We start from the raw sequence: 20,073 nt of genomic DNA, 5'->3' as shown, positions 1-20,073 counted from the left end.
GACGAATCGGGTGGCCGGGTGACGTGTGGTAACCCATCGGTGTTACTCGCGGGTAGCGAGCGCGGCTCAAACTAGTGGATCGTGTGCCCGGACCGCAATGGTCCGGCCTGACTCGCCGTTCAACGCACCCGGAGCGTCCTCCCGGCCCGTCCCGTCAGTCCCCGCGGGGCACGGCGAAAACGGTGACGACCGCCGCGTGGTCGGAGGGCCAGTCGTTGCCCGCAACGTCGGGCCAGGCACGCGGGGTTCCGCCGACGAGCGTGCGGGAGTCGAGAACGGTCAGGCCCCGGTGCAGGACGAAGTCGATCCGGTCCTGCGGTTCCGGACGCCCGCTGCCGTCCTCGTGCTCGGTGTGGACGGGCGACCAGGTGTGTCCGGGGTCCCGTACCGGGTCGGGGTGCGCCTCGCGGTAGGAGTCGCGCAGGCCCGCCTCCTCGGCGGCGTTCGTCACCGGCCAGGCGACGTCCGGCCAGTCCAGGTGCGAGGGCGCGTTGAAGTCCCCGACCAGGACGACCGGAACGGACCCGTCGCCGGAGTCGGCGACCCGCCGCAGGATCTCGCGCATCCGACCGAGCCGCCCGTCCTCGTGCGCGATCAGTTCGGCGGCCGGAAGTCCGTCGAAGCGTGCCTCGTACGGGCCGTAGGGCGCGCAGTCGAGGTGGACGCTCCAGACGTCGACCCGGCGCCCGCCGTCCAGCGCGATCCGGACACCGGTCCCCCCGTAGAAGCCGACGTCCGGGTCGCCCAGCCGGGCGACGATCGGGTGGCGGCTGATGATGCCGAGGTTGTCGCCCGCCCGGTGGTGGTACCAGCCGAGGGCTTCGGCGAGCTCCCGCGCCGCGTTCCCGTACGTCTCCTGGAGGCCGACCACGTCCGCGCCCGTCCCGGCGATGACCTCGAGCTGCTTCTCGCGGTACCCGTCGACCTTGGTGCCGCCGAACCAGAGGTTCCAGCTCATCACCCGCAGCTCGCCCGGGGCCACCATCGCCCGCAGCCGGGCCGGGGACACCTCCTCCAGGCTGCCGAGCACGGTGCGGCCGGGCGCGGGGGCGATCGGGGCGAGCGAGGGCACCGCGAGGACGGCGCAGCCGGCCGCCTCGGCGGAGGTGACACCGGTCTGGGTGTCCTCGACGGCGACGCAGGCGGCGGGGTCGACGCCGAGGGCACGGCAGGCGGCGAGGTAGGGGTCGGGGGCGGGCTTGGTGCGCTCGGTGTCGTCGGCCGTGACGGACACGGCGAAGCGTTCGGCGCCGAGCGCTTCCAGGACCGTGTCGGCGACCGCGCGCGGCGAGGCGGTCACCAGCGCGGTGGGCACGCCTTCGCGGGCGAGCGCGTCGAGCAGTTCCGTCGCTCCGGGGCGGGGCACGATTCCCGTGCGGACACGGTCCGCGAACTGCTGGTGCAGCTCGGAGGCGATCGCCTCCGCCGGTGCGCCGGTGACTCCGGCCAGCCAGCCCGCGGTGTGCTCGACGGGCCGTCCGAGCACATGCGGCTGGTCGGCCGCCGTCAGGACGCGCCCGACCTCGCCGGCCACCTGCTCCACCGCCTCCCACCACAGCCGCTCGGTGTCCACGAGCGTGCCGTCCATGTCGAACAGGACGGCCTGGAGAGGAGGTCGGGCGGTGGTGCGGTGGGTCACGGGGTTCTCTTTCTCGGTGGGGGACTCGGGTGGGCTGTCGGGGAGGTGCGGGGTGCTCCGGGCCACGGCCGGCGGGCCGCCCCGGGGTGTGCACCCTGGGGGGTGCCTGCGGTGCGGGACCGGAGCCGCCGCGGGGCCGCGAGCCCGGGCGCCCGGCCCTACGACACCGGCCCTGCCGCCGGGCACTTCCCCTGCGCGGCGGAGTACGGCGTACTGCGGCGCGGCCGTACGCACGCGGCTGCCGCTCCCGGAGGGACGGCCGGTGTCCGAGGCCGGACCGGCCGCCTCCGCCTCGCCCGGCTGGACGTACGGCGACCTGCGAGACCGCGCGGCCCCCGGCGCCGCGCGGCACGGGACGCGTGGCCCGGCGCCCCGCCGGATGCACTCGACCGGCAAGGTGCCGGCCGCCGTGCCCGGCGCGGTACCGAAACCGTGCGCGTCTCGGTACCGGAAACCGTGCGCGGCTCGGAATCCGTGCCCGGCGCGGTACCGGAAACCGTGCGCAGGGCGGTACCGGACGCCATGCCCGGCTCCGTACCGGAAACCGTGCGCAGGGCGGTACCGGACGCCATGCCCGGCTCCGTACCGGAAACCGTGCGCAGGGCGGTACCGGATGCCGTGCGCGGCTCGGTACCGGATGCCGTGCGCGGCTCGGTACCGGATGCCGTGCGCGGCTCGCCGACGGGCGGCCTCGGGTGGGCGATACCGGGCGCTCCTCAGGCCGTGCGCCCGGCGACCAGGACCGGACGGTCCGGCAGGGTGACCGTCACCGCGGCACCCGACGCGAGCGTCGCGGCCTCGTGCGTGGGCAGGTCGGCCTTGACCTCGGTGCCGTCCGCGAGCCGCACGGTGACCCGGGTGGCGGCGCCGAGGAAGGCGGTGGCCACGACCCGCGCGTCACCCGCGTCGTCGGCACTCACCAGGACCGCCTCGGGCCGGACCAGGACATCCACCTCCGCCGCGACGGGCGCGTCCCCGTCCACCGGCAGCCGCCGGCCGAGCACCTCGACCGTGTCGCCGTCGAGGCTCCCCGGAATCCGGCTCATCGTGCCCACGAACTCGGCGACGAAGGCGGTGGCGGGGCGCCCGTACAACTCGGCGGGGGACGCGCACTGTTCGAGCTGTCCGGCCCGCATCACCGCCACCCGGTCCGCCATGGACAGCGCCTCTTCCTGATCGTGCGTCACGAACAGGGTGGTGATGCCGAGTTCCAGCTGGAGCCGCCGGATCTCCTCGCGCAGCGAGAGCCGCACCTTGGCGTCCAGCGCGGAGAGCGGCTCGTCGAGCAGCAGGACGCGGGGCCGCAGGGCGAGCGCGCGGGCCAGCGCGACGCGCTGCTGCTGGCCGCCGGAGAGCTGGTGCGGGAACTGCTCACCCTTGTCCCCGAGGCCCACGAGATCCAGCAACTCGGCTGCGCGGGACCGCCGTTCGGCCGAACGCACTTTGCGCATCCGCAGCCCGAAAGCCACGTTGTCCAGGGCGCTCAGATGCGGGAAGAGGCTGTACGACTGGAAGACCATCCCGGCGTCGCGGCGGTGTGCCGGAACCCGGGTGATGTCCTCGCCGTCGACCAGCACCTCGCCGGAATCGGGCTGTTCGAACCCGGCGAGCATGCGGAGCGCGGTGGTCTTGCCGCAGCCGGAGGGGCCGAGCAGGGCGAGGAGTTCACCGGGCCGGACGGTGAGGTTCAGGCCGTCGAGGGCGACGGTCGGGCCGAACTCCCGCCGGAGTCCGCGGAATTCGACGGTGGCGGCCTTTTCGAGCGTGGCGACAGTCATGGTCATCCCCGGGAGGCGGAAGCGGTACGGGAGCGGCCGCCGAAGACGGCGAGCGCGAGAAGCAGTGCCCAGGTGACGAAGAGGCTGAGCACGGAGACGGCGACGCACATCTGGGCCTGCGAGCCGCCGACGTTGTAGATCCACACGGCGAACGGCTGGTAGCCGAGCAGCCGCGCGACCGTGAACTCGCCGAGCACCAGGGCCAGGGTGAGGAAGGAGGCGTTGAGCAGCGCGCCGCGGAGATTGGGCAGTACGGCGTGCACGAGCGCCCGCGTGGGGCTCGCGCCGCAGCTGCGGGCGGCCTCGACGAGGGTGCGCACGTCGACGGCGCGCAGTCCCGCGTCCAGGGCCCGGTACACGAACGGCAGCGCCATCACGACGTACGCGAGGACGAGCACGACCGGGAAGCCCGGGTCCTGGATCGCGACGAACGTCTGGAACAGCGGGGTCCGCGAGAGGTGTTCGGGCCCCCACTTCAGGACGGTGGCGATCCCGGCGACGAACGCGATCGGCGGGACGACCAGAGGCAGTGAGCACACCACCTCGACGACCGGTCGCAGCCGGGGCGCGCCGAGCCGCAGCGCGACCGTGGCGGGCACCATCAGGAGCAGCACCACGACGATGGTGGCGGCGGCGAGTTCCAGCGAGAGCAGCAGGCTGGAGACGAACCCGTCACTGGACACGATCTCGCTGTAGGCGTCGAACGTGACGCCCTGCCCCGGCACGTCGACCGTGAAGATCACGGACGCGGCCATGGGCACCAGGAAGTACAGCGCGGCGAGGGCGAGGACCACCCAGCGCCACAGGTTCAGGCGAGCCATCGCGCGCTCCGTCGTTGCAGGGGCAGGTACACGGCCATGACCAGGCCCGCGATGAGGACCATGTCGAGGCTGAGGGCGAGCGCCACGTTCTCCTGGCCGACCAGCACGTTGCCGGAGATGGCGTCGGCGATCTGCAGGGTGACCAGCGGGACCGCGCTGCCCACCATGGCGGCGGCGGTGGCGTACGCGGCGAAGGCGCTGCCGAAGAGGAGCACGAATCCGCCGAGCAGCGAGGGCGCGAGGACGGGCAGCGCCACATGCCGCCAGTACTGGACGGAGGTCGCGCCGTTGTTCTGCGCCGCCTCGCGCCACTGGGAGCGCAGGCCGTCGAGGGCGGGCGTGATGGTGAGCACCATGAGCGGGATCAGGAAGTACAGGTAGACGATGACCAGGCCCCAGAAGCTGTAGAGGTTCCAGCCCTTGTCGGTGAGGCTCAAGTGGCGTGTCAGCACACCGGAGTTGCCGAGGGTGGCGACGAAGGCGAAGGCCAGCGGGACGCCGCCGAAGTTGGCGAGGACCCCGGACGCGGTGAGCACGGCCTCGCGCAGGGCGCGGAAGCGGGAGGTCACCACGGCCTGGGCGAGCGGCAGTCCGAGGACGGTCGCGAGGCCCGCGGAGACGGCGGACAGTTTGACGCTGCCGATCAGGGCGGTCAGATAGGCGCCCCGGAACGATCCGGTCAGGTTGGCCGTGGTGTACGAACTCGCGCCGGTGGCCTGGTCCTTGACGGTGAAGGCGCCGTTGAGCATGGCGAGGGCGGGGATGCCGAAGGCGATCACCACGAAGACGAGCAGCGGGACGACGGCGAGCCAGTCGGGGGCGCGGCGGCGCCGCCGCTGCTGGTCGGCAGCGGCGGGCGCCACGTCGGCCGGGGCCTCGGTGAGAGCGGTGGTCATCCGGAGACGGCCTTGCCCCAGCCGTCGGCGAGCACGGTCTTCGCCTTGCTCTGCTGCTCCTCGGTCGGGAAGCTCGGGGTGCCGGAGACCGCGGGGAGCTTCGCGGCGGCGGTCTTGTCGAGCGTGCCGGCCTTGTCCAGCGCGGTCATCAGAGCCGGGCGGGCGTACCCCTTGAGCCAGAGGTTCTGGCCCTCGGCGCTGTAGAGGTACTCCTGCCAGAGGCGGGCGGCCGCCGGGTGCGGGGCGTCCTTGTTGATGGCCTGGGAGTAGTACTGGGCGTACTGACCGTCGGAGGGGATGGCGACCTTCCAGTCGACGCCCTTGGACTTGAACTCGTCGGCGTACCCGGCGTTCAGGTAGTCCCAGTCGATGCTGATGGGTGTCTCGCCCTTCTCGACCGTGGCCGGGGTCGACTCCACCGGCGTGTAGTTGCCGTTCTTCTTCAGCTTGGCGAAGAAGTCGAGTCCGGGCTGGATGTCGTCGAAGGAACCGCCGCTCGCCAGCGAGGCCGCGCAGACGCCGCCGAAGGCCGAACCGGACTTGGTGGGGTTGCCGTTGAGCGCGACCTGGCCCTTGAACTGCGGCTTGAGCAGGTCCTTGAAGGTCTTCGGGCACTCCTTGACCCGCTTGGCGTCGCAGCCGATGGAGATGTAGCCGCCGTAGTCGTTGAACCAGCGGCCCGCGGCGTCCTTCTGTCCCTCGGGGAGGTCACCGAAGGCGGTCACCTTGTACGGGGCGAGCAGCCCCTGCTGGGCCGCGCTCAGCGCGAAGGAACTGCCGAGGTCGAGGACGTCGGGGGCACGGTCCTGGCCCTTGCGCGAGGTGACGGCGTTGATCTCGTCCTGGCTGGATCCGTCGGGGCTCTCGACCTCGATCTTGATGCCGTACTTCTTGGTGAAGCCGTCTATGAGGGCGCCGTAGTTGGCCCAGTCGCGGGGAAGGGCGATCGCGCGCAGCGTGCCCTCCTTCTTGGCCGCCTTGACAAGGGCGTCGAAGCCGCCGAAGTCCGCGGCGGAGGTCGCGGTGGCCGCGCTCTTGCCGTCGGCGGTGGTCGCCTTGTCGTCGGGAGCGGCGCCGCAGGCGCTGAGGGCGAGTGCTGCGGCGACGGCGAGGCCGCCGGTGAGGAGGGCGGTCCTCGGCAGGAACACGGTCACGGTCTCTCCAGGGTGACGCACGAGGGTGGTGTGGGACGGAGAACTTGTCTGAACAAGTTGGCCCCAGTAGGCCCGCCGATGGTGTCTTGTTCGTAAACTTTGGCGAAACCGTGACCCCTTGTTCCCTGCACAATCCCGGCCGCCACGGATCACCGTCCGATGTCGATTAGGCTGATCACGCTGTGCACAGTGCTCGGACAAGAGGGGAAGAATGGCGGCGCGACACGAGGAGATCGCCGAGGAGCTGCGGCGGGCGATCGACCGCGAGGAGTACACCGTGGGCAGTCTGCTGCCGGCGGAGACCGACCTCGCGGCCCACTACGGCGTCTCGCGCGGCACGGTCCGTCAGGCCGTCGCGGCCCTGACCGCCGAAGGGCTCATCGGTTCACGCCAGGGAGCCCGCCGCGTGGTTCTCGCGGGCCGCCGCAGCCAGAGTTTCGCCGAACTGCGCAGCTTCGCCCAGTGGGCGCGCGCGATGGGGCGCGAAGCGACGGGACACGTGGTGTCGCAGGAGTACCGCGCCGCGACGGCGGAGGACGCCGTCCGTCTCCAACTACGGCAGAAGACCCTCGTGTTGCACGTGCTGCGGGTGCGCGGCCTGGACGGTGAACCGGTCCTGCTGGAGCGCACCGTGTACGCGGACTGGGTCTCCCCCGCCGTGGCGGCCATCGAGCCCGAGTGCCCCTCCGTGACCCAGCGGCTCTTCGAGGACACCGGCGTGGTCTTCGCCTACGGCGAGCACGTCATCGACGCCGTCGCGGCGGGCGCTCAGGACGCCGACCTTCTCAGAGTCCGCCGCACCAGCCCCTTGCTGCGCGTCCGCCGCGTCACCACCACACGCGAAGGACGCCCGGTGGAGTGGTCCGACGACCGCTACCGCTCGGACGCCGTGAGCTTCAGCGTGCACAACTCGATAGGCAACAACGCCCTGGCGAGAAAGACGGCGGAGTGAGCCCCCGGCCCCCTCTTCGGGCACGGATCCCCGTTCGAGCACGGATCCCTGTTCGGGCGCAGGTCACCGGGAGCGCCCCAAAGGAGCGCGGGGAGCTGCCCGACCAGCCACGACGATCCCGCAGCCGCGAGCCAACGGCCCCCGCCCCCAGAGGGCGCACCCGCACTTATGCGGACGCCGACTAGGTGGGCGACCCCGATGAAAACCGACGCAACAGCGGCGAAAGCACCAGCACGGACTTCGTCCGCTCCACGAACGGCTCCCCGGCGATCCGCTCGAGGACCCGCTCGAAGTGCCGCATGTCCGAGGCGAAGACCTGCACCACCGCGTCCGCCTCCCCGGTGACGGTGGAGGCGGCCACGACTTCCTGATAGCGCTCGAGACCGCGCTGGATGGTCTCCGGCGAGGTGTTCCGCCGGCAGTAGATCTCGACGAAGCCCTCGGTCTCCCAGCCGAGCGCCGCCGGGTCCACCCGCACGGTGAACCCGGTGATGGCCCCGGTGGCCCGCAGCCGGTCTACCCGCCTCTTCACGGCGGGCGCGGACAGACCGACCAGTTGCCCGATGTCCGCGTAGGAGCGACGGGCGTCCTCGGCGAGGGCGTGCACGATGCGTTCGTCGAGATCGTTCAGCACTGCGGGTGGTTCACTTTTCTGCGAGGGGTTCTACGGTTGCTCGGCGACGGGTTCCGCGTTCGCCATCCGGGACCGGCGGAAGCCGTAACTGAAGTAGAACACGAGCCCGACGGCCATCCAGACTCCGAAGACGACCCAGGTGACGGCGGAGAGACTGGCCATCATCCACACGCACAGCAGGAAGCCGATCGCGGGCAGCACCGGCGCGAGCGGAACACGGAAAGTGCGGCGCATGGCCGGGCGCGTCCGGCGCAGTACGACGACGGCGACATTGACCAGCGCGAAGGCGAAGAGCGTGCCGATGCTGGTGGCGTCGGCGAGCTGGCCGAGCGGGATCGCGGCGGCGAGGACACCGCAGAACAGCGACACGATCACGGTGTTGGCGCGGGGCGTGCCGGTCTTCGGGTGGACCCGGGCGAAGACCTTGGGCACCAGACCGTCCCGGGCCATCGCGAACAGGATGCGGGTCTGGCCGTAGAGAACGGTCAGCACGACACTCGCGATGGCGATGACGGCGCAGGCGGCCAGCAGCGTGCCCCAGAAGGCCTGCCCGGTGACGTCCTTCATGATCCCGGCGAGCGCGGCCTCCGAGTCGTTGAACCGCCGCCAGGGCTTCGCGCCGACGGCGACGGCCGCGACGAGGACGTACAGGGCGGTCACGATGATCAGCGAGAGCATGATCGCGCGCGGCAGGTCGCGCTGCGCGTCCTTGGCCTCCTCACCGGCGGTGGAGGCGGCGTCGAATCCGATGTAGGAGAAGAACAGGGTGGCGCCCGCGGCGCTGACGCCCGCCATGCCGAGCGGCATGAAGTGCTCGTAGTTGCCGGAGCGGAAGCCCTGGACGCCGATCGCGCAGAACATCACCAGCGCGGCGATCTTCACGACCACCATGATGGTGTTGGCGCGCGCCGACTCCTTGGCTCCGCCGAGCAGGAACGCCATCGCGAGCAGCACGACGATGAGCGCGGGCAGGTTGAAGACGCCTCCGTCCCCGGGCGGCGCGGACAGCGCGTCCGGAATGGTGACGCCGATGGTGCCGTCGAGCAGCTCGTTCAGGTACTCGCCCCAGCCGACCGCGACGGCCGCGACCGAGACGCCGTACTCCAGGACCAGGCACCAGCCGCAGATCCAGGCGACCAGCTCGCCCATCGTTGCGTACGTGTACGAGTACGAGGATCCGGCGACCGGGATGGTGCCGGCCAGCTCGGCGTAGGAGAGGGCGGAGAAGAGCGCCGTGAGTCCGGCGATCACGAAGGACAGGGTGACCGCGGGCCCGGCCTTGGGGACGGCCTCGCCGAGGACCACGAAGATGCCGGTGCCGAGCGTGGCACCGATGCTGATCATGGTGAGCTGCCACAGCCCGAGGGAGCGCCGCAGGGAGCCTCCCTCGCCCTGGCCGCCCTCCGCGACCAGGCGTTCCACGGGCTTGCGGCGCATGAGACGCGCGCCGACACCTGGGGACGGTGGGGTGGACGTGGGTGGGGACTGCGGGGGTGCGCCTTGGTCGAGCACGCGCTGGCTCCTTCATCGCTGCCGGTCGAGAGCAACGGGGACCGGCGGCACCCCTGACAGGAGGGACCCACCGAGCGGGGTCCCCGCCACGCCTGTGTACAGCGCTTGACCCTATGAGTCCGGGCTTCACGGGCGTAATGCAGCAACCTTGCGCATCTCCGCAAGATCGTTGCGTTCATCGCATCCCGGCGCATGTTCGTTGCGCGGGGCCTTTCGATGGCCGCGCAAGCCGTCCTGTGACCGGAGGAAGGGGTCCACGGGCCACTGAACCGACGGTGCGTCAATTCCTGGTGCGGAGGCTCCCGTCCACCCGCCGCGGGGCACCCGCGTACGCGTACGGCCCCTGTTCCCGCGAGGGGTACAGGGGCCGTGGACACGTGACGGACCGGGCCGCAGCGGTCGGCGGCTCCGGTCGTGTGGCGGAGGCTAGCTCCAGCTGGCGTGCAGGGGCTTGCCCTCGGCGTAGCCGGCCGCGCTCTGGATGCCGACGATCGCGTTCCGGGCGAACTCCTCCAGGGAGTTGGCGCCCGCGTAGGTGCAGGAGGAACGGACGCCCGCGATGATCGAGTCGATCAGGTCCTCCACGCCCGGACGGGACGGGTCGAGGAACATGCGCGAGGTGGAGATGCCCTCCTCGAACAGCGCCTTGCGGGCCCGGTCGTACGACGACTCCTCGCTGGTGCGGTTCTTCACGGCACGCGCCGAGGCCATGCCGAACGACTCCTTGTACAGGCGCCCGTTGGCGTCCTGCTGGAGGTCGCCCGGGGACTCGTACGTGCCGGCGAACCAGGAGCCGATCATGACGTTGGACGCGCCGGCGGCCAGCGCCATCGCGACGTCACGGGGGTGGCGGACACCGCCGTCGGCCCACACGTGCTTGCCGTACTTCTTGGCCTCGGCCGCGCACTCCATGACGGCCGAGAACTGCGGCCGGCCGACGCCGGTCATCATGCGGGTGGTGCACATGGCGCCGGGGCCGACGCCGACCTTGATGATGTCGGCGCCCGCGTCGATCAGGTCCTTGACGCCCTCGGCGGCGACGATGTTGCCCGCGACGATCGGCACCTGCGGGTCGAGCGCGCGCACCGTCCTGACGGCGCTGATCATCGACTCCTGGTGACCGTGCGCCGTGTCGATGACGAGCGTGTCGACGCCCGCGTCCAGGAGCTGCTTGGCCTTGCCCGCCACATCGCCGTTGATGCCGACGGCGGCGGCGATGCGCAGCCTGCCGCCCGCGTCGGTGGCCGGGGTGTACAGCGTGGCGCGCAGGGCGCCCTTGCGGGTGAGGATGCCGGCCAGCTTGCCGTCCGCGTCCACGGCGGGGGCGTAGCGGCGGTTGGCGCCGTCGAGCGTGTTGAACGCCTCGCGGGGCTCGATGTCCGCGTCGAGGAGCAGCAGGTCCTTCGACATGACCTCGGACAGCTGGGTGAAGCGGTCCACGCCGGTGAGGTCGGCGTCGGTGACCACACCGACCGGACGGCTGTGCTCGTCCACGACGACGCCCGCGTTGTGGGCGCGCTTGGGCAGCAGCGCCAGCGCGTCGGCGACGGTCTGGTGGGGCGCGAGGACGATCGGGGTGTCGAGCACCAGATGGCGTCCCTTGACCCAGGAGACGACCTCGGTGATGACCTCGATCGGGATGTCCTGCGGAATGACGACAAGGCCACCGCGGCGGGCGACGGTCTCGGCCATCCGGCGGCCCGCGATCGCCGTCATGTTGGCGACGACGAGCGGGATGGTGGTGCCCGTGCCGTCCGGAGAGCTGAGGTCCACACCCTGACGCGAGCCGACCGCGGAGCGGCTGGGCACCATGAAGACGTCGTCGTACGTCAGGTCGTACGGGGGCTGGATGTCGTTGAGGAAACGCACGTGCTGCACATCCCAGTCGATCAGAGGTGGCCCCCGGACAGGTCAGCCAGGGGGAAGAGCACGTACTTCATTCTCCCATGACGACCGGCACGCGGTCCCCGGACAGATCATCCAGGCTGGTCAGGGGGCAATTGGTCGGATCCTCCAAGGACGAGGGCGACCGAGAGCGTGGCGTCGAACTGCTGGTAGTGGCCGGAGGCCGACTCCAGGACCTCCTGGGCGGTCTCCCATTCACCCGGCCGCGCCCTCGCGTAGGGGCGCCAGCCGGTCACCAACAGCAGCCTGCCCGGACTGGCCGGTCCCCAGTCGGGGTCGCCCAGGACGTCGGCGAGCGCGTCCCAGTTCCGCCCGAACCACTCCGGCAGGTCGAGGGCGCGGACACAGCGCGCCATGAAACCGGCCTTGTCGAGCACCCCGGTGAGGTCGAGTTCGGTGACCTGCCACCCGGCGGAGCGGCACACCTCCGTGAGAGGACCGCGGGTCATCTCAGCACCGCCTTGAACGAGTTGTAGTGATCGTCGGTGTAGTAGATCTCCCCGCTGCCCCCGGTGACGATCCGGCGGGCCCCGCGGTCGCGCTCGCCCGGGGTCCGGACCGTGTACTCGTGGTAGTACCCCCTGGCGTGCCCCGGCAGCTCACGCTCGACGTTGCCGAAGACGGCGCCGTCCTTGGCGTACGGGAAGGGGCCGCCCCGGTCGATGAGGGCGAGGGTCTCACGTGCTTGCGCGGGGAGCGCGGCCGCGGCGACGGCCGGCAGGTCGCCGGCCCAGGACGGGACCGCCGTGGCGCGGCTCGCGGCCGTGGCCGCGGAGTCGCCCGGCACGGCGGTCCCCGTCGACGAGCAGCCCGTCAGCAGGACCGTCAGACAGACCAGCAGGCCGGCGAACAGCCGGCCCGCGAACGCGCGAGGGGACGGCCGCGGCAGCATGACGTCGATGCTGCCACGGCCGTCCCCTCGCGGCGCGCGGTGGAAGACCCTCAGGGGCCGTCCGGGTCCGCCCGGTTCAGGGCCGGACGCGGGGGCGGGCCCGCCGTCATCAGACTGTCCGCGGCCGAGGTGTCCGTCACCAGGCTGGTGACCAGCCCGGACCGCAGCACCGCGTCGATGGCGGCGGCCTTGCGCTGCCCGCCCGCGATCGCGACGACCTCGGGGATACGGCGCAGCCGGTCGGCCTCGACCGTGATGCAGCGTTCGCCCAGGTCGCGCCCGACCCGCCGGCCCTCGGCGTCGAAGAGGTGCGCGGACATCTCGGCGGCGACACCGAGGGACGCGTAGTGCGAGCGTTCCTCGTCGCTGAGCATGTCGTGCACCGTGGAGATGCCCGGCTCCCAGGAGCCGATGGAGACGCAGGCGACCGTGACCTTGTCGAAGTACTCGAAGGCGCGGGCGATCCCCGTCTGATTGCGCAGCGCCGCCGCGGTGGCCGCGTCGGGCAGCAGCATCGGTGCGTAGATGGGGTGGGCGTCGCCGCCCGACACCTGCGCGGCCCGCCGGACGGCCTCGACGGAGCCGCGCTCGGCGGTCCCGGCGTCGTACACGCCCGTCAGCTGCACCACGGTGCACGGCGGGAGCCGGTCCAGGGCCGCCGCCATGTGGATGGTGGAGCGGCCCCAGGCGAGGCCGAGCACATCGCCCTCGTTGACGAGTTCGCCGAGCAGGTCGGCGGCCACCTCACCGAGGTTCTCCGGGTCGGGCGACTCCTCGGCGTCCGCCGGGGACTCGACGACCACGGCATGCCGCAGGCCGTAGCGGGCGCGCAGCGCGTCCGAGCGCTCCGCGTCCAGCTCGGCGGGGACGCGGATCTCGATCCTCACGAGATCCCGTTCGAGAGCGGTCTCCAGGACCCGGGCCACCTTGAAGCGGCTGACGCCGAACTCCTCGGCGATCTGGATCTTGGATTTGCCCTCGAGGTAGAAGCGGCGGGCCATGGCCGCCGCCTGCACCAGCTCTGCGGGTCCCATCCGCATGGCTGACCGGCCCGCCGACATACCCGACACGGCGATCTCCTCACTGCTGTTCACACTCTGGATTCGCCGTTCATCCTTGCAGATCCGGCGTACTCGGTTCGCCCTGATGGGCGGCGTTCACGTTCCCTTGGCTCAGTGGTCGCACGCCCACGATGCATGGGCCGTCGCCTCCTGAGCCTGGGTGCGCAATGCGCGTACCGCCTGCGCCGGGTCCGCCGCCCCGTACACCGCCGAACCGGCGACGAACACGTCGGCGCCCGCCTCCGCGCACCGCTCGATGGTCGACGCCGAGACACCGCCGTCGACCTGGAGCCACAGTTCCAGTCCGTGCTTGCTGATCAACTCGCGCGTGCGGCGGATCTTCGGGAGCATGATGTCAAGAAAGGCCTGGCCCCCGAATCCGGGTTCGACCGTCATGATCAGCAGCATGTCGAGCTCGGGCAACAGGTCCTCGTACGGCTCGATCGGGGTCGCGGGCTTGAGCGCCATGGAGGCGCGGGCCCCCATGGCCCGGATCTCCCGGGCCAGCCGGACGGGCGCGGCAGCCGCCTCCACGTGGAAGGTGACGGAGCCGGCACCCGCTTCCACGTACTGGGGCGCCCACCGATCGGCGTCCTCGATCATCAGATGGCAGTCCAGCGGTGTGTCCGTCGCACGGGCCAAAGACTCTACGACCGGCACCCCAAGCGTGAGGTTCGGTACGAAATGGTTGTCCATGACGTCGACATGGAGCCAGTCCGCGCCCTGCACCGCCTGTGCCTCCTCGGCAAGACGGGCGAAGTCGGCGGACAGGATGCTGGGGTTGATCTGCACGGCCATGCCCCAAGACTGCCATGTCCCGGGCCGGTTGCTCTCCTCGGTCCGGACCTGGGTTGTTCCGCGGACGTCGTACGAGCGCCCGGCATGCCATGCTGGGCGCCCCAGCGGCTCGGCGTCCGACCACGGGGGTGGGCATGAAGCGGCTCGACTCCTGGAAGCGGACGACCATCGGGGTGGTGTGCGGACGTCGGTCCAAGTGGCTGGTCCTGGCCCTGTGGCTGCTGGTCCTCATCTTCGTGGCACCCCTCGGAATGAAGCTCAGCGACGCCCAGGACAACGACGCGCAGTCCTGGCTGCCGGGCTCCGCCGAATCCACCCAAGTCCTGGACATCTCGAACGAGTTCCGGCCCGAGCAGATTCCCGCGGTGGTCGTCTACACGCGCGCGGACGGCCTGACCGCGCAGGACCGCCGGCAGATCGCCGAGGACGTCCAGCAGGTGAAGACGCTGCGGGAGCACGGCATCCGCGGCGCGGAGACCCGTGGTCCGGTCTTCGACCGGCAGCCGGATCCGCGGGCGGCGCAGATCTACATCCCCATCACGATGGACGCGTCGGGCTGGCAGCGGATCTCCCCCGCCGTCGACTCCATCCGTGACCAGGTGGGCAAGGGCGACGACGGTCTCTCCGTGCACATCACCGGGCCCGGCGGTACCGCCGCCGACTCCTCCGAGGCGTTCGAAGGCATCGACTCGACGCTGCTCTTCGCCGCGATGGCCGTCGTCATCGTGATGCTGCTGATCACCTTCCGCAGCCCGACCCTGCTGTTCGTCCCGCTGCTCGGCGTGGTCGTCGCCCTGTTCACGGCCCAGGCGCTGATCTATCTGCTGGCGAAACACGCCGGTCTGACGGTCAACGGCCAGAGCGCGGGCATTCTCACCGTGCTCGTGTTCGGGGCGGGGACCGACTACGCGCTGCTGCTGGTCGCCCGCTACCGAGAGGAGCTGCGCCGTCACGAGGACCGCCACGAGGCGATGACCCTCGCCATGAACCGGGCGGGTCCGGCGATCCTCGCCTCGGGCGCGACGGTCGTGCTGAGCATGCTGGTGCTGCTGGTCGCCGAGATGAACTCGACGCGGGGCCTCGGCCCGGTCGCGGCGATCGGCGTGGCCGTCGCCCTGCTCGCCATGCTCACGCTCTTCCCTGCCCTGCTGCTGGTCTTCGGGCGCTGGATCTTCTGGCCCGCCGTTCCGCACTTCGGCTCGCCCGATCCGACCAGGAGCGGCGTCTGGGCGCGCATGGGCCACCGGATCGCCCGCCGCCCCCGGACGACCTGGGTCGCCACGGCACTGGCACTGGGGGTGCTGTCCCTCGGCCTGATCCAGCTGCGGGCCGCGGGCATCTCCAACGCCGACGCGTTCACCGGGAAACCGGACTCGATCGTCGGCCAGGAGGTGTCGGCGCGCTACTTCCCCGCGGGCGCCGGCGATCCCCTGGTGGTCGTCTCCAACACGGACCGGGCCGAGCAGGTCGGCCGTGCCGTCGCGGCGGATCCGGGCGTGGTGCCGACGAGCATCGGTGTGCCACCGGGCACCGCCCCCGAGCACGACGGCCGGGTGCTGTTCGAGGCGACCCTGCGCGCCCCGGCGGACAGCGAGACGGCGAAGGCCACCGTCGACCGGGTGCGGGACGCGGTACACGCGGTACCCGACGCCGACGCGAAGGTGGGCGGCGGCACGGCGGCCCTGCTGGACATGGAGGACGCCCAGACGCATGACAACTATCTGGTCATCCCGCTCGTCCTGGTGGTGGTCCTGCTGGTCCTGAGCGTCCTGCTGCGCGCTCTGGTCGCTCCACTCCTGCTGATCGGGACCGTGGTGCTGTCGCTGGCCACCGCCCTCGGCGTGAGCGCGCTGGCCTTCCGGCACGTCTTCGACTACGCGGGCGAGGACGTGGCCTTCCCGCTGTTCGTCTTCGTGTTCCTGGTGGCACTGGGTATCGACTACAACATCTTCCTGACCACCCGCATCCGTGAGGAGGCGGGCCGCCAGGGCACCCGCGCCGGTGTGGTGACGGGGCTCGCCACCACCGGGGCGGTGATCACCTCGGCCGGTCTCGTCCTCGCGGGCACGTTCGCGGCGCTCGGCACCCTGCCGATCGTGGGCTTCGCGGAGATCGGCTTCGCGGTCGCCCTCGGCGTGCTCCTGGACACCTTCGTGGTGCGCTCGGTGCTGGTCACCTCGCTCTTCCTCGACGTGGGCCCGAAGGTGTGGTGGCCGCACCGGCTCGCACGCGAGGACGGCGGCGCACGGCCCCCCGACACGGGACTCCCGCGGGAACCCGGCGACGCCGCGCCCTCCGGCGCCCCCGTCAAGTCCGCGAATCCCGGCGAGTCCGGAACCTCCGGCGACACCCTGGCACCCGGCGGGACCCAGGCGTCCGGCACGACCGGTCATTCCCCGGACCCGGATCCCGGAAAACCGGCGGATCCGCCCTCGCCGCCCTCGTGAGCGGCTCTCCGCCGGACCGACGGACCCGCCACCCGCGGCCTACCGGGCCGATCGGTGAGCCGGGCCGAGCGGTCAGCCGGTTCTGCGGATGAGCGCCAGATACATCGCGTCCGTCCCGTGCAGATGCGGCCACAGCTGTACGTCGGGGCCGTCCCCCAGAGCCGGCACGCCGGGCAGCAGCGGACGGGCGTCGAGCAGTTCGGCGGAGCCGCCCTCGAAGTGCTTGAGGATGTCGTCGACGACCGCGCGGGTCTCGGCGAGGTGCGGCGAACAGGTCGCGTACCCGACGACGCCGCCGACCCGCACCGAGTCGAGCGCCGTGCGCAGCAGTCCGCGCTGGAGCGGAGCGAAGCCGTCCAGGTCCTCGGGGCGTCGCCGCCAGCGCGCCTCGGGACGGCGGCGCAGCGCGCCCAGGCCCGTGCAGGGCACGTCCATGAGCACCCGGTCGAAGGTGCCGGGCCGCCACGGCGGGCGGGTGCCGTCGGCGGTGATGACCTGGTAGGGGCCGGGGTTCCCGGCGAGCGCCTTGGCGACGAGTCCCGCCCGGTGCGGCTGCTTCTCGGAGGCGAGCAGCGTCGCGCCCCGCTGGGCGGCGAGGCCCGCCAGCATCGCGGCCTTGCCGCCGGGTCCGGCGCAGCCGTCCAGCCAGACCCGGTCGGGCCCGTCGAGCGGCGCGTTGGCCAGGGCGAGCGCGACCAGCTGGCTGCCCTCGTCCTGGACACCCGCACGGCCCTCCCGTACGGCGTCGATGGCGCCCGGCTCGCCGCCCTCGGTGAGCCGCACGGCGTACGGCGACCAGCGCCCGGGAAGCGCCGAGTCCTCGTCCAGGGCGTCGAGGAGTTCCTCGGAGGTGGAGCGTCCCGGCCGGGCGACGAGGGTCACCTCGGGCCGTTCGTTGTCGGCCTCCAGCAGGTCCTCGATGCCGGCCCGGCCGCCGCCCAGCGAGTCCCACAGCGCGGAGACGACCCAGCGCGGGTGCGAGTGCACGACCGCGAGATGGTCCTCGGGGTCCTCGTCGTAGGGCGGCGCGACCTGCTCCAGCCAGGCGTCGAGGTCCTGCCGCGCGACCTTGCGCAGCACGGCGTTCACGAACTTGGCCCGCCCGTCGCCGAGCACCACCCGGGCCAGTTCGACGGAGGCGGAGACGGCGGCGTGCGTCGGGATGCGCGTGCCGAGCAACTGGTGGACACCGAGGCTGAGCACATCGAGGACCGGCGGGTCGACCTCGCGCAGCGGCCGGTCGACGCAGGCCGAGATCACGGCGTCGTACGTCCCCTGCCGGCGCAGCGTGCCGTACACCAGCTCGGTGGCGAGCGCGGCGTCCCGAGTCTCGAAGCCGCCCTTCTCCCGCGCCTTGCGCAGCAGGGGAGGCAGGACGAGGTTCGCGTAGGCGTCCCGCTCGTCCACGGCCCGCAGCGCCTCGAAGGCGAGCATGCGGACCGGGTCCTTCTGGGGGCGGCGGTAGGGCTTGCCGGGCTTCTGCGGCCGACGGGGCTGCTCACTCACGAAAAAGGTGCTCCGGATCCAGGAAAAAGATGCGCTTATCAGCGTACGCCGCAGGGCCGGCGTCAGACTCCGAGCCGCTCCCCGGAGGCGATCCGCACCCCGCGGGCCCAGTCCGCCGCGCGCATCGGCTTCTTGCCCTGGGCCTGCACCCAGAGCAGCTCCACGGCGAAGGAACCGGTGCCCACGTACACGTTGTTCTTGGCGACCGACAGCTCGCCCGGGGCGAGATCCGTGCGGTCGGGGACCATCGCGACCTGGATGAGCTTGAGGCGCTCGGCGCGGAAGACGGTCCAGGAGCCGGGGGCGGGCGTGCACCCGCGCACCACGCGGTCGACGCGCAGTGCCGGGGCCGCCCAGTCGACGTGGGCGCTCTCGACGGTGATCTTCGGCGCGGTGCTGATGCCGTCGGCGGGCTGCGGGACGGCCTTGAGCGTGCCGTCCTCGATCCCGTCCATCGTCGCGGCGAGCAGTCCGGACCCGGCGAAGGCGAGCCGAGTCAGCAGGTCCCCGCTGGTGTCGGTGGGCCGGATCTCCTCGGTGACGGTCCCGTACACCGGCCCCGAGTCGAGGCCTTCCTCGATCAGGAAGGTGGAGGCGCCGGTGATCTCGTCGCCGGCCATGATCGCGTGCTGCACGGGGGCGGCGCCGCGCCAGGCGGGCAGCAGCGAGAAGTGCAGGTTGACCCAGCCCTGAGCGGGGATGTCGAGGGCGACCCGGGGCAGCAGGGCCCCGTACGCGACGACGGGACAGCAGTCCGGGCCGATCTCGCGCAGCCGGGCCAGGAACTCCTCGTCCCGGGGCTTCACGGGCTTGAGCACCTCGATGCCGGCCTCCTCCGCCCGCTCGGCGACCGGACTCGCGACGAGCCGTCGCCCCCGCCCGGCCGGCGCGTCCGGCCGGGTGACGACAGCGGCCACCTCGTGACGCCCGGAGGCGATCAGGGCGTCCAGGGCGGGAACGGCGACCTCGGGGGTACCTGCGAAGACGAGCTTCATGGGTGGCGGTTGGCCTCTCGGGCGGGAGCTCTTCCATCCCCCGCGCGCGTGCCGGTGGGGGCGGAGCGCGGGGCAGCGCACCAGTCTATGCCGCGCGGAGCCCAAGGGCTCGGGGGTTCTTCCGGGGTGCCATGTCCTCCGGCCCGCACGGGTGGTGCCGCCCGCTCACCGGCACGGCATGCGGGGCGCGCGCACCACACGACGGGGGCGTACGAGGTGGGACGCGCCCCGTGCATATGCCCCTGCGCCCCCGCAGCGTGACCACTCACCCGTCCACGCGTTGGTCAAGAAAGAGTTGACCACAGCGGGCCGCAGATTCGCGGCCCGATCCTTTTCAACGCCTGTTCGAGAGGCTTGTTCATGGCCGACCACGCAACCCACGACGCCCAGGCTCGGGCCAGCCTGCACTTGCTGGTGCGGGACATCGAGCGGGTCCGCCGACAGGTGGACGCACTGCGCACGCTGACCGCCCAGTTGGGCAATGTCTACCGTCCCCGCCGCTCAGGACCCTCCACGGGCTTCGTCGTCTACGGACGCGCTCCCGCCCCGACCGTCCGTCTCGCCCAGGAGCTGCGGGACAGCGTCGAGACCCTGGTCACGGCCGCCGTGGACTTCGACCGCTCACTCGGATTCTCGTGGGACGCGGTGGGCTCGGCCCTCGGTGTCACCAAGCAGGCGGTGCACCGTCGTTACGGCGCCCGCCGGGCGACCGCCCAGGCCGCCGCGGAAGCGGAGCGGGCCACGGAGACGGCGAGCGCCCGCACGGTCGCCGTCAACACCGCTCTCCCCGGGGTGCCGACCGTCCCCGCCGCCCGCTCCATGCCGACCCAGCCGACGGCCGGCAGCCCCACACTCCGCGACGAGGTCAGGCCCACGGCCTTCCCGGGCCCACGCAACGGCTGACCCGCTCCCGGCGACGACAACTGCCTCCCGGCACCAAGGCCCCGGGAGGCAGTCCCATACCCGCACCCGCCCCGCGCCCGCAGTTCGGACCCGCAGCCGACGCCCGCGGCCCGCGCACGCCGCCATGGCCCACTTCACGCCCGGTGGCCATGTCCACCGTTCGCGCCCGCCACCCGGGCC

Annotated in this window: 17 protein-coding genes; 3 read left to right on the top strand and 14 right to left on the bottom strand. The window is 72.1% G+C overall.

The genetic code is table 11. The features are described from left to right. Nucleotides 1-154: 154 nt before the first annotated feature. The 5 genes from ACWD68_RS15325 to ACWD68_RS15305 form a co-directional block, all read right to left on the bottom strand. Nucleotides 155-1,639, bottom strand: coding sequence for an HAD-IA family hydrolase (locus ACWD68_RS15325; protein ID WP_451806901.1), 1,485 nt, complete (start codon nt 1,637-1,639; stop codon nt 155-157). 716 nt (nt 1,640-2,355) lie between these two features. Next, complete coding sequence (locus tag ACWD68_RS15320) at nt 2,356-3,417, bottom strand: ABC transporter ATP-binding protein (RefSeq protein ID WP_451806900.1); 1,062 nt, start codon at nt 3,415-3,417, stop codon at nt 2,356-2,358. A 2-nt stretch (nt 3,418-3,419) separates the two neighbouring features. Continuing rightward, the gene (locus ACWD68_RS15315; protein ID WP_451806899.1) at nt 3,420-4,238 is read right to left on the bottom strand and encodes an ABC transporter permease; all 819 of its coding nucleotides are present in this window, start codon (nt 4,236-4,238) and stop codon (nt 3,420-3,422) included. After that, nucleotides 4,226-5,134: an ABC transporter permease gene (locus tag ACWD68_RS15310; RefSeq protein WP_266756455.1), complete on the bottom strand. Its 909-nt coding sequence runs from the start codon at nt 5,132-5,134 to the stop codon at nt 4,226-4,228. Before ACWD68_RS15310 ends, ACWD68_RS15315 begins: the two co-directional genes overlap by 13 nt. Beyond that, nucleotides 5,131-6,288 carry an ABC transporter substrate-binding protein gene (locus ACWD68_RS15305; protein WP_451806898.1) on the bottom strand — a complete coding sequence of 386 codons (1,158 nt, stop codon included), beginning with the start codon at nt 6,286-6,288 and terminating at the stop codon, nt 5,131-5,133. Before ACWD68_RS15305 ends, ACWD68_RS15310 begins: the two co-directional genes overlap by 4 nt. A 211-nt stretch (nt 6,289-6,499) precedes the next feature. On the opposite strand from ACWD68_RS15305, the gene ACWD68_RS15300 reads away from it, so the two are divergent. Further along, the gene (locus ACWD68_RS15300) at nt 6,500-7,240 is read left to right on the top strand and encodes a GntR family transcriptional regulator (protein WP_451806897.1); all 741 of its coding nucleotides are present in this window, start codon (nt 6,500-6,502) and stop codon (nt 7,238-7,240) included. 181 nt (nt 7,241-7,421) lie between these two features. On the opposite strand, the gene ACWD68_RS15295 is transcribed toward ACWD68_RS15300, so the two are convergent. The 7 genes from ACWD68_RS15295 to rpe all read right to left on the bottom strand — a co-directional run bounded on the left by ACWD68_RS15295 (nt 7,422) and on the right by rpe (nt 14,042). Next, the gene (locus ACWD68_RS15295; RefSeq protein WP_015661832.1) at nt 7,422-7,874 is read right to left on the bottom strand and encodes an Lrp/AsnC family transcriptional regulator; all 453 of its coding nucleotides are present in this window, start codon (nt 7,872-7,874) and stop codon (nt 7,422-7,424) included. A gap of 30 nt (nt 7,875-7,904) precedes the next feature. Next, nucleotides 7,905-9,386, bottom strand: coding sequence for an amino acid permease (locus ACWD68_RS15290; RefSeq protein WP_451806896.1), 1,482 nt, complete (start codon nt 9,384-9,386; stop codon nt 7,905-7,907). 426 nt (nt 9,387-9,812) lie between these two features. Further along, nucleotides 9,813-11,255: a GuaB1 family IMP dehydrogenase-related protein gene (locus ACWD68_RS15285; protein WP_451806975.1), complete on the bottom strand. Its 1,443-nt coding sequence runs from the start codon at nt 11,253-11,255 to the stop codon at nt 9,813-9,815. Nucleotides 11,256-11,362: 107 nt separating this feature from the next. After that, complete coding sequence (locus ACWD68_RS15280; protein ID WP_451806895.1) at nt 11,363-11,740, bottom strand: barstar family protein; 378 nt, start codon at nt 11,738-11,740, stop codon at nt 11,363-11,365. Then, complete coding sequence (locus tag ACWD68_RS15275; protein WP_451806894.1) at nt 11,737-12,183, bottom strand: ribonuclease domain-containing protein; 447 nt, start codon at nt 12,181-12,183, stop codon at nt 11,737-11,739. Before ACWD68_RS15275 ends, ACWD68_RS15280 begins: the two co-directional genes overlap by 4 nt. Before the next feature lie 50 nt (nt 12,184-12,233). After that, nucleotides 12,234-13,277, bottom strand: coding sequence for a sugar-binding transcriptional regulator (locus tag ACWD68_RS15270; protein ID WP_451806893.1), 1,044 nt, complete (start codon nt 13,275-13,277; stop codon nt 12,234-12,236). 78 nt (nt 13,278-13,355) lie between these two features. Beyond that, nucleotides 13,356-14,042, bottom strand: a complete 687-nt coding sequence (gene rpe / locus ACWD68_RS15265) for a ribulose-phosphate 3-epimerase (RefSeq protein WP_451806892.1) — start codon at nt 14,040-14,042, stop codon at nt 13,356-13,358. Between the two features lie 134 nt (nt 14,043-14,176). Between rpe and ACWD68_RS15260 the strand changes: the two genes are divergently transcribed. Next, nucleotides 14,177-16,489, top strand: coding sequence for an MMPL family transporter (locus ACWD68_RS15260; RefSeq protein WP_451806891.1), 2,313 nt, complete (start codon nt 14,177-14,179; stop codon nt 16,487-16,489). A 72-nt stretch (nt 16,490-16,561) separates the two neighbouring features. On the opposite strand, the gene ACWD68_RS15255 is transcribed toward ACWD68_RS15260, so the two are convergent. Both ACWD68_RS15255 and fmt read right to left on the bottom strand, forming a co-directional pair. After that, nucleotides 16,562-17,995, bottom strand: a complete 1,434-nt coding sequence (locus tag ACWD68_RS15255; protein WP_451806890.1) for an RsmB/NOP family class I SAM-dependent RNA methyltransferase — start codon at nt 17,993-17,995, stop codon at nt 16,562-16,564. Nucleotides 17,996-18,057: 62 nt separating this feature from the next. Further along, on the bottom strand, nt 18,058-18,990 hold the full coding sequence (fmt, locus tag ACWD68_RS15250; protein ID WP_451806889.1) for a methionyl-tRNA formyltransferase: 933 nt from the start codon (nt 18,988-18,990) through the stop codon (nt 18,058-18,060). 360 nt (nt 18,991-19,350) lie between these two features. Here fmt and ACWD68_RS15245 point away from each other — a divergent pair, with 360 nt between their 5' ends. Continuing rightward, the gene (locus ACWD68_RS15245) at nt 19,351-19,893 is read left to right on the top strand and encodes a hypothetical protein (protein ID WP_451806888.1); all 543 of its coding nucleotides are present in this window, start codon (nt 19,351-19,353) and stop codon (nt 19,891-19,893) included. The last annotated feature ends 180 nt before the right edge of the window (nt 19,894-20,073 follow it).

It is taken from the genome of Streptomyces sp. NPDC005141 (assembly GCF_053599975.1).
This window is presented reverse-complemented; position numbering and strand designations above follow the sequence as displayed.

Excerpts from the sequence above, each read along its gene's own strand:
- ACWD68_RS15275 (WP_451806894.1), bottom strand. The coding sequence starts at position 12,183 with ATGCTGCCGCGGCCGTCCCCTCGCGCGTTCGCGGGCCGGCTGTTCGCC.
- ACWD68_RS15320 (WP_451806900.1), bottom strand. The coding sequence starts at position 3,417 with ATGACTGTCGCCACGCTCGAAAAGGCCGCCACCGTCGAATTCCGCGGA.
- rpe (WP_451806892.1), bottom strand. The coding sequence starts at position 14,042 with ATGGCCGTGCAGATCAACCCCAGCATCCTGTCCGCCGACTTCGCCCGT.
- ACWD68_RS15245 (WP_451806888.1), top strand. The coding sequence starts at position 19,351 with ATGGCCGACCACGCAACCCACGACGCCCAGGCTCGGGCCAGCCTGCAC.
- ACWD68_RS15315 (WP_451806899.1), bottom strand. The coding sequence starts at position 4,238 with ATGGCTCGCCTGAACCTGTGGCGCTGGGTGGTCCTCGCCCTCGCCGCG.
- ACWD68_RS15260 (WP_451806891.1), top strand. The coding sequence starts at position 14,177 with ATGAAGCGGCTCGACTCCTGGAAGCGGACGACCATCGGGGTGGTGTGC.
- ACWD68_RS15280 (WP_451806895.1), bottom strand. The coding sequence starts at position 11,740 with ATGACCCGCGGTCCTCTCACGGAGGTGTGCCGCTCCGCCGGGTGGCAG.
- ACWD68_RS15300 (WP_451806897.1), top strand. The coding sequence starts at position 6,500 with ATGGCGGCGCGACACGAGGAGATCGCCGAGGAGCTGCGGCGGGCGATC.
- fmt (WP_451806889.1), bottom strand. The coding sequence starts at position 18,990 with ATGAAGCTCGTCTTCGCAGGTACCCCCGAGGTCGCCGTTCCCGCCCTG.
- ACWD68_RS15310 (WP_266756455.1), bottom strand. The coding sequence starts at position 5,134 with ATGACCACCGCTCTCACCGAGGCCCCGGCCGACGTGGCGCCCGCCGCT.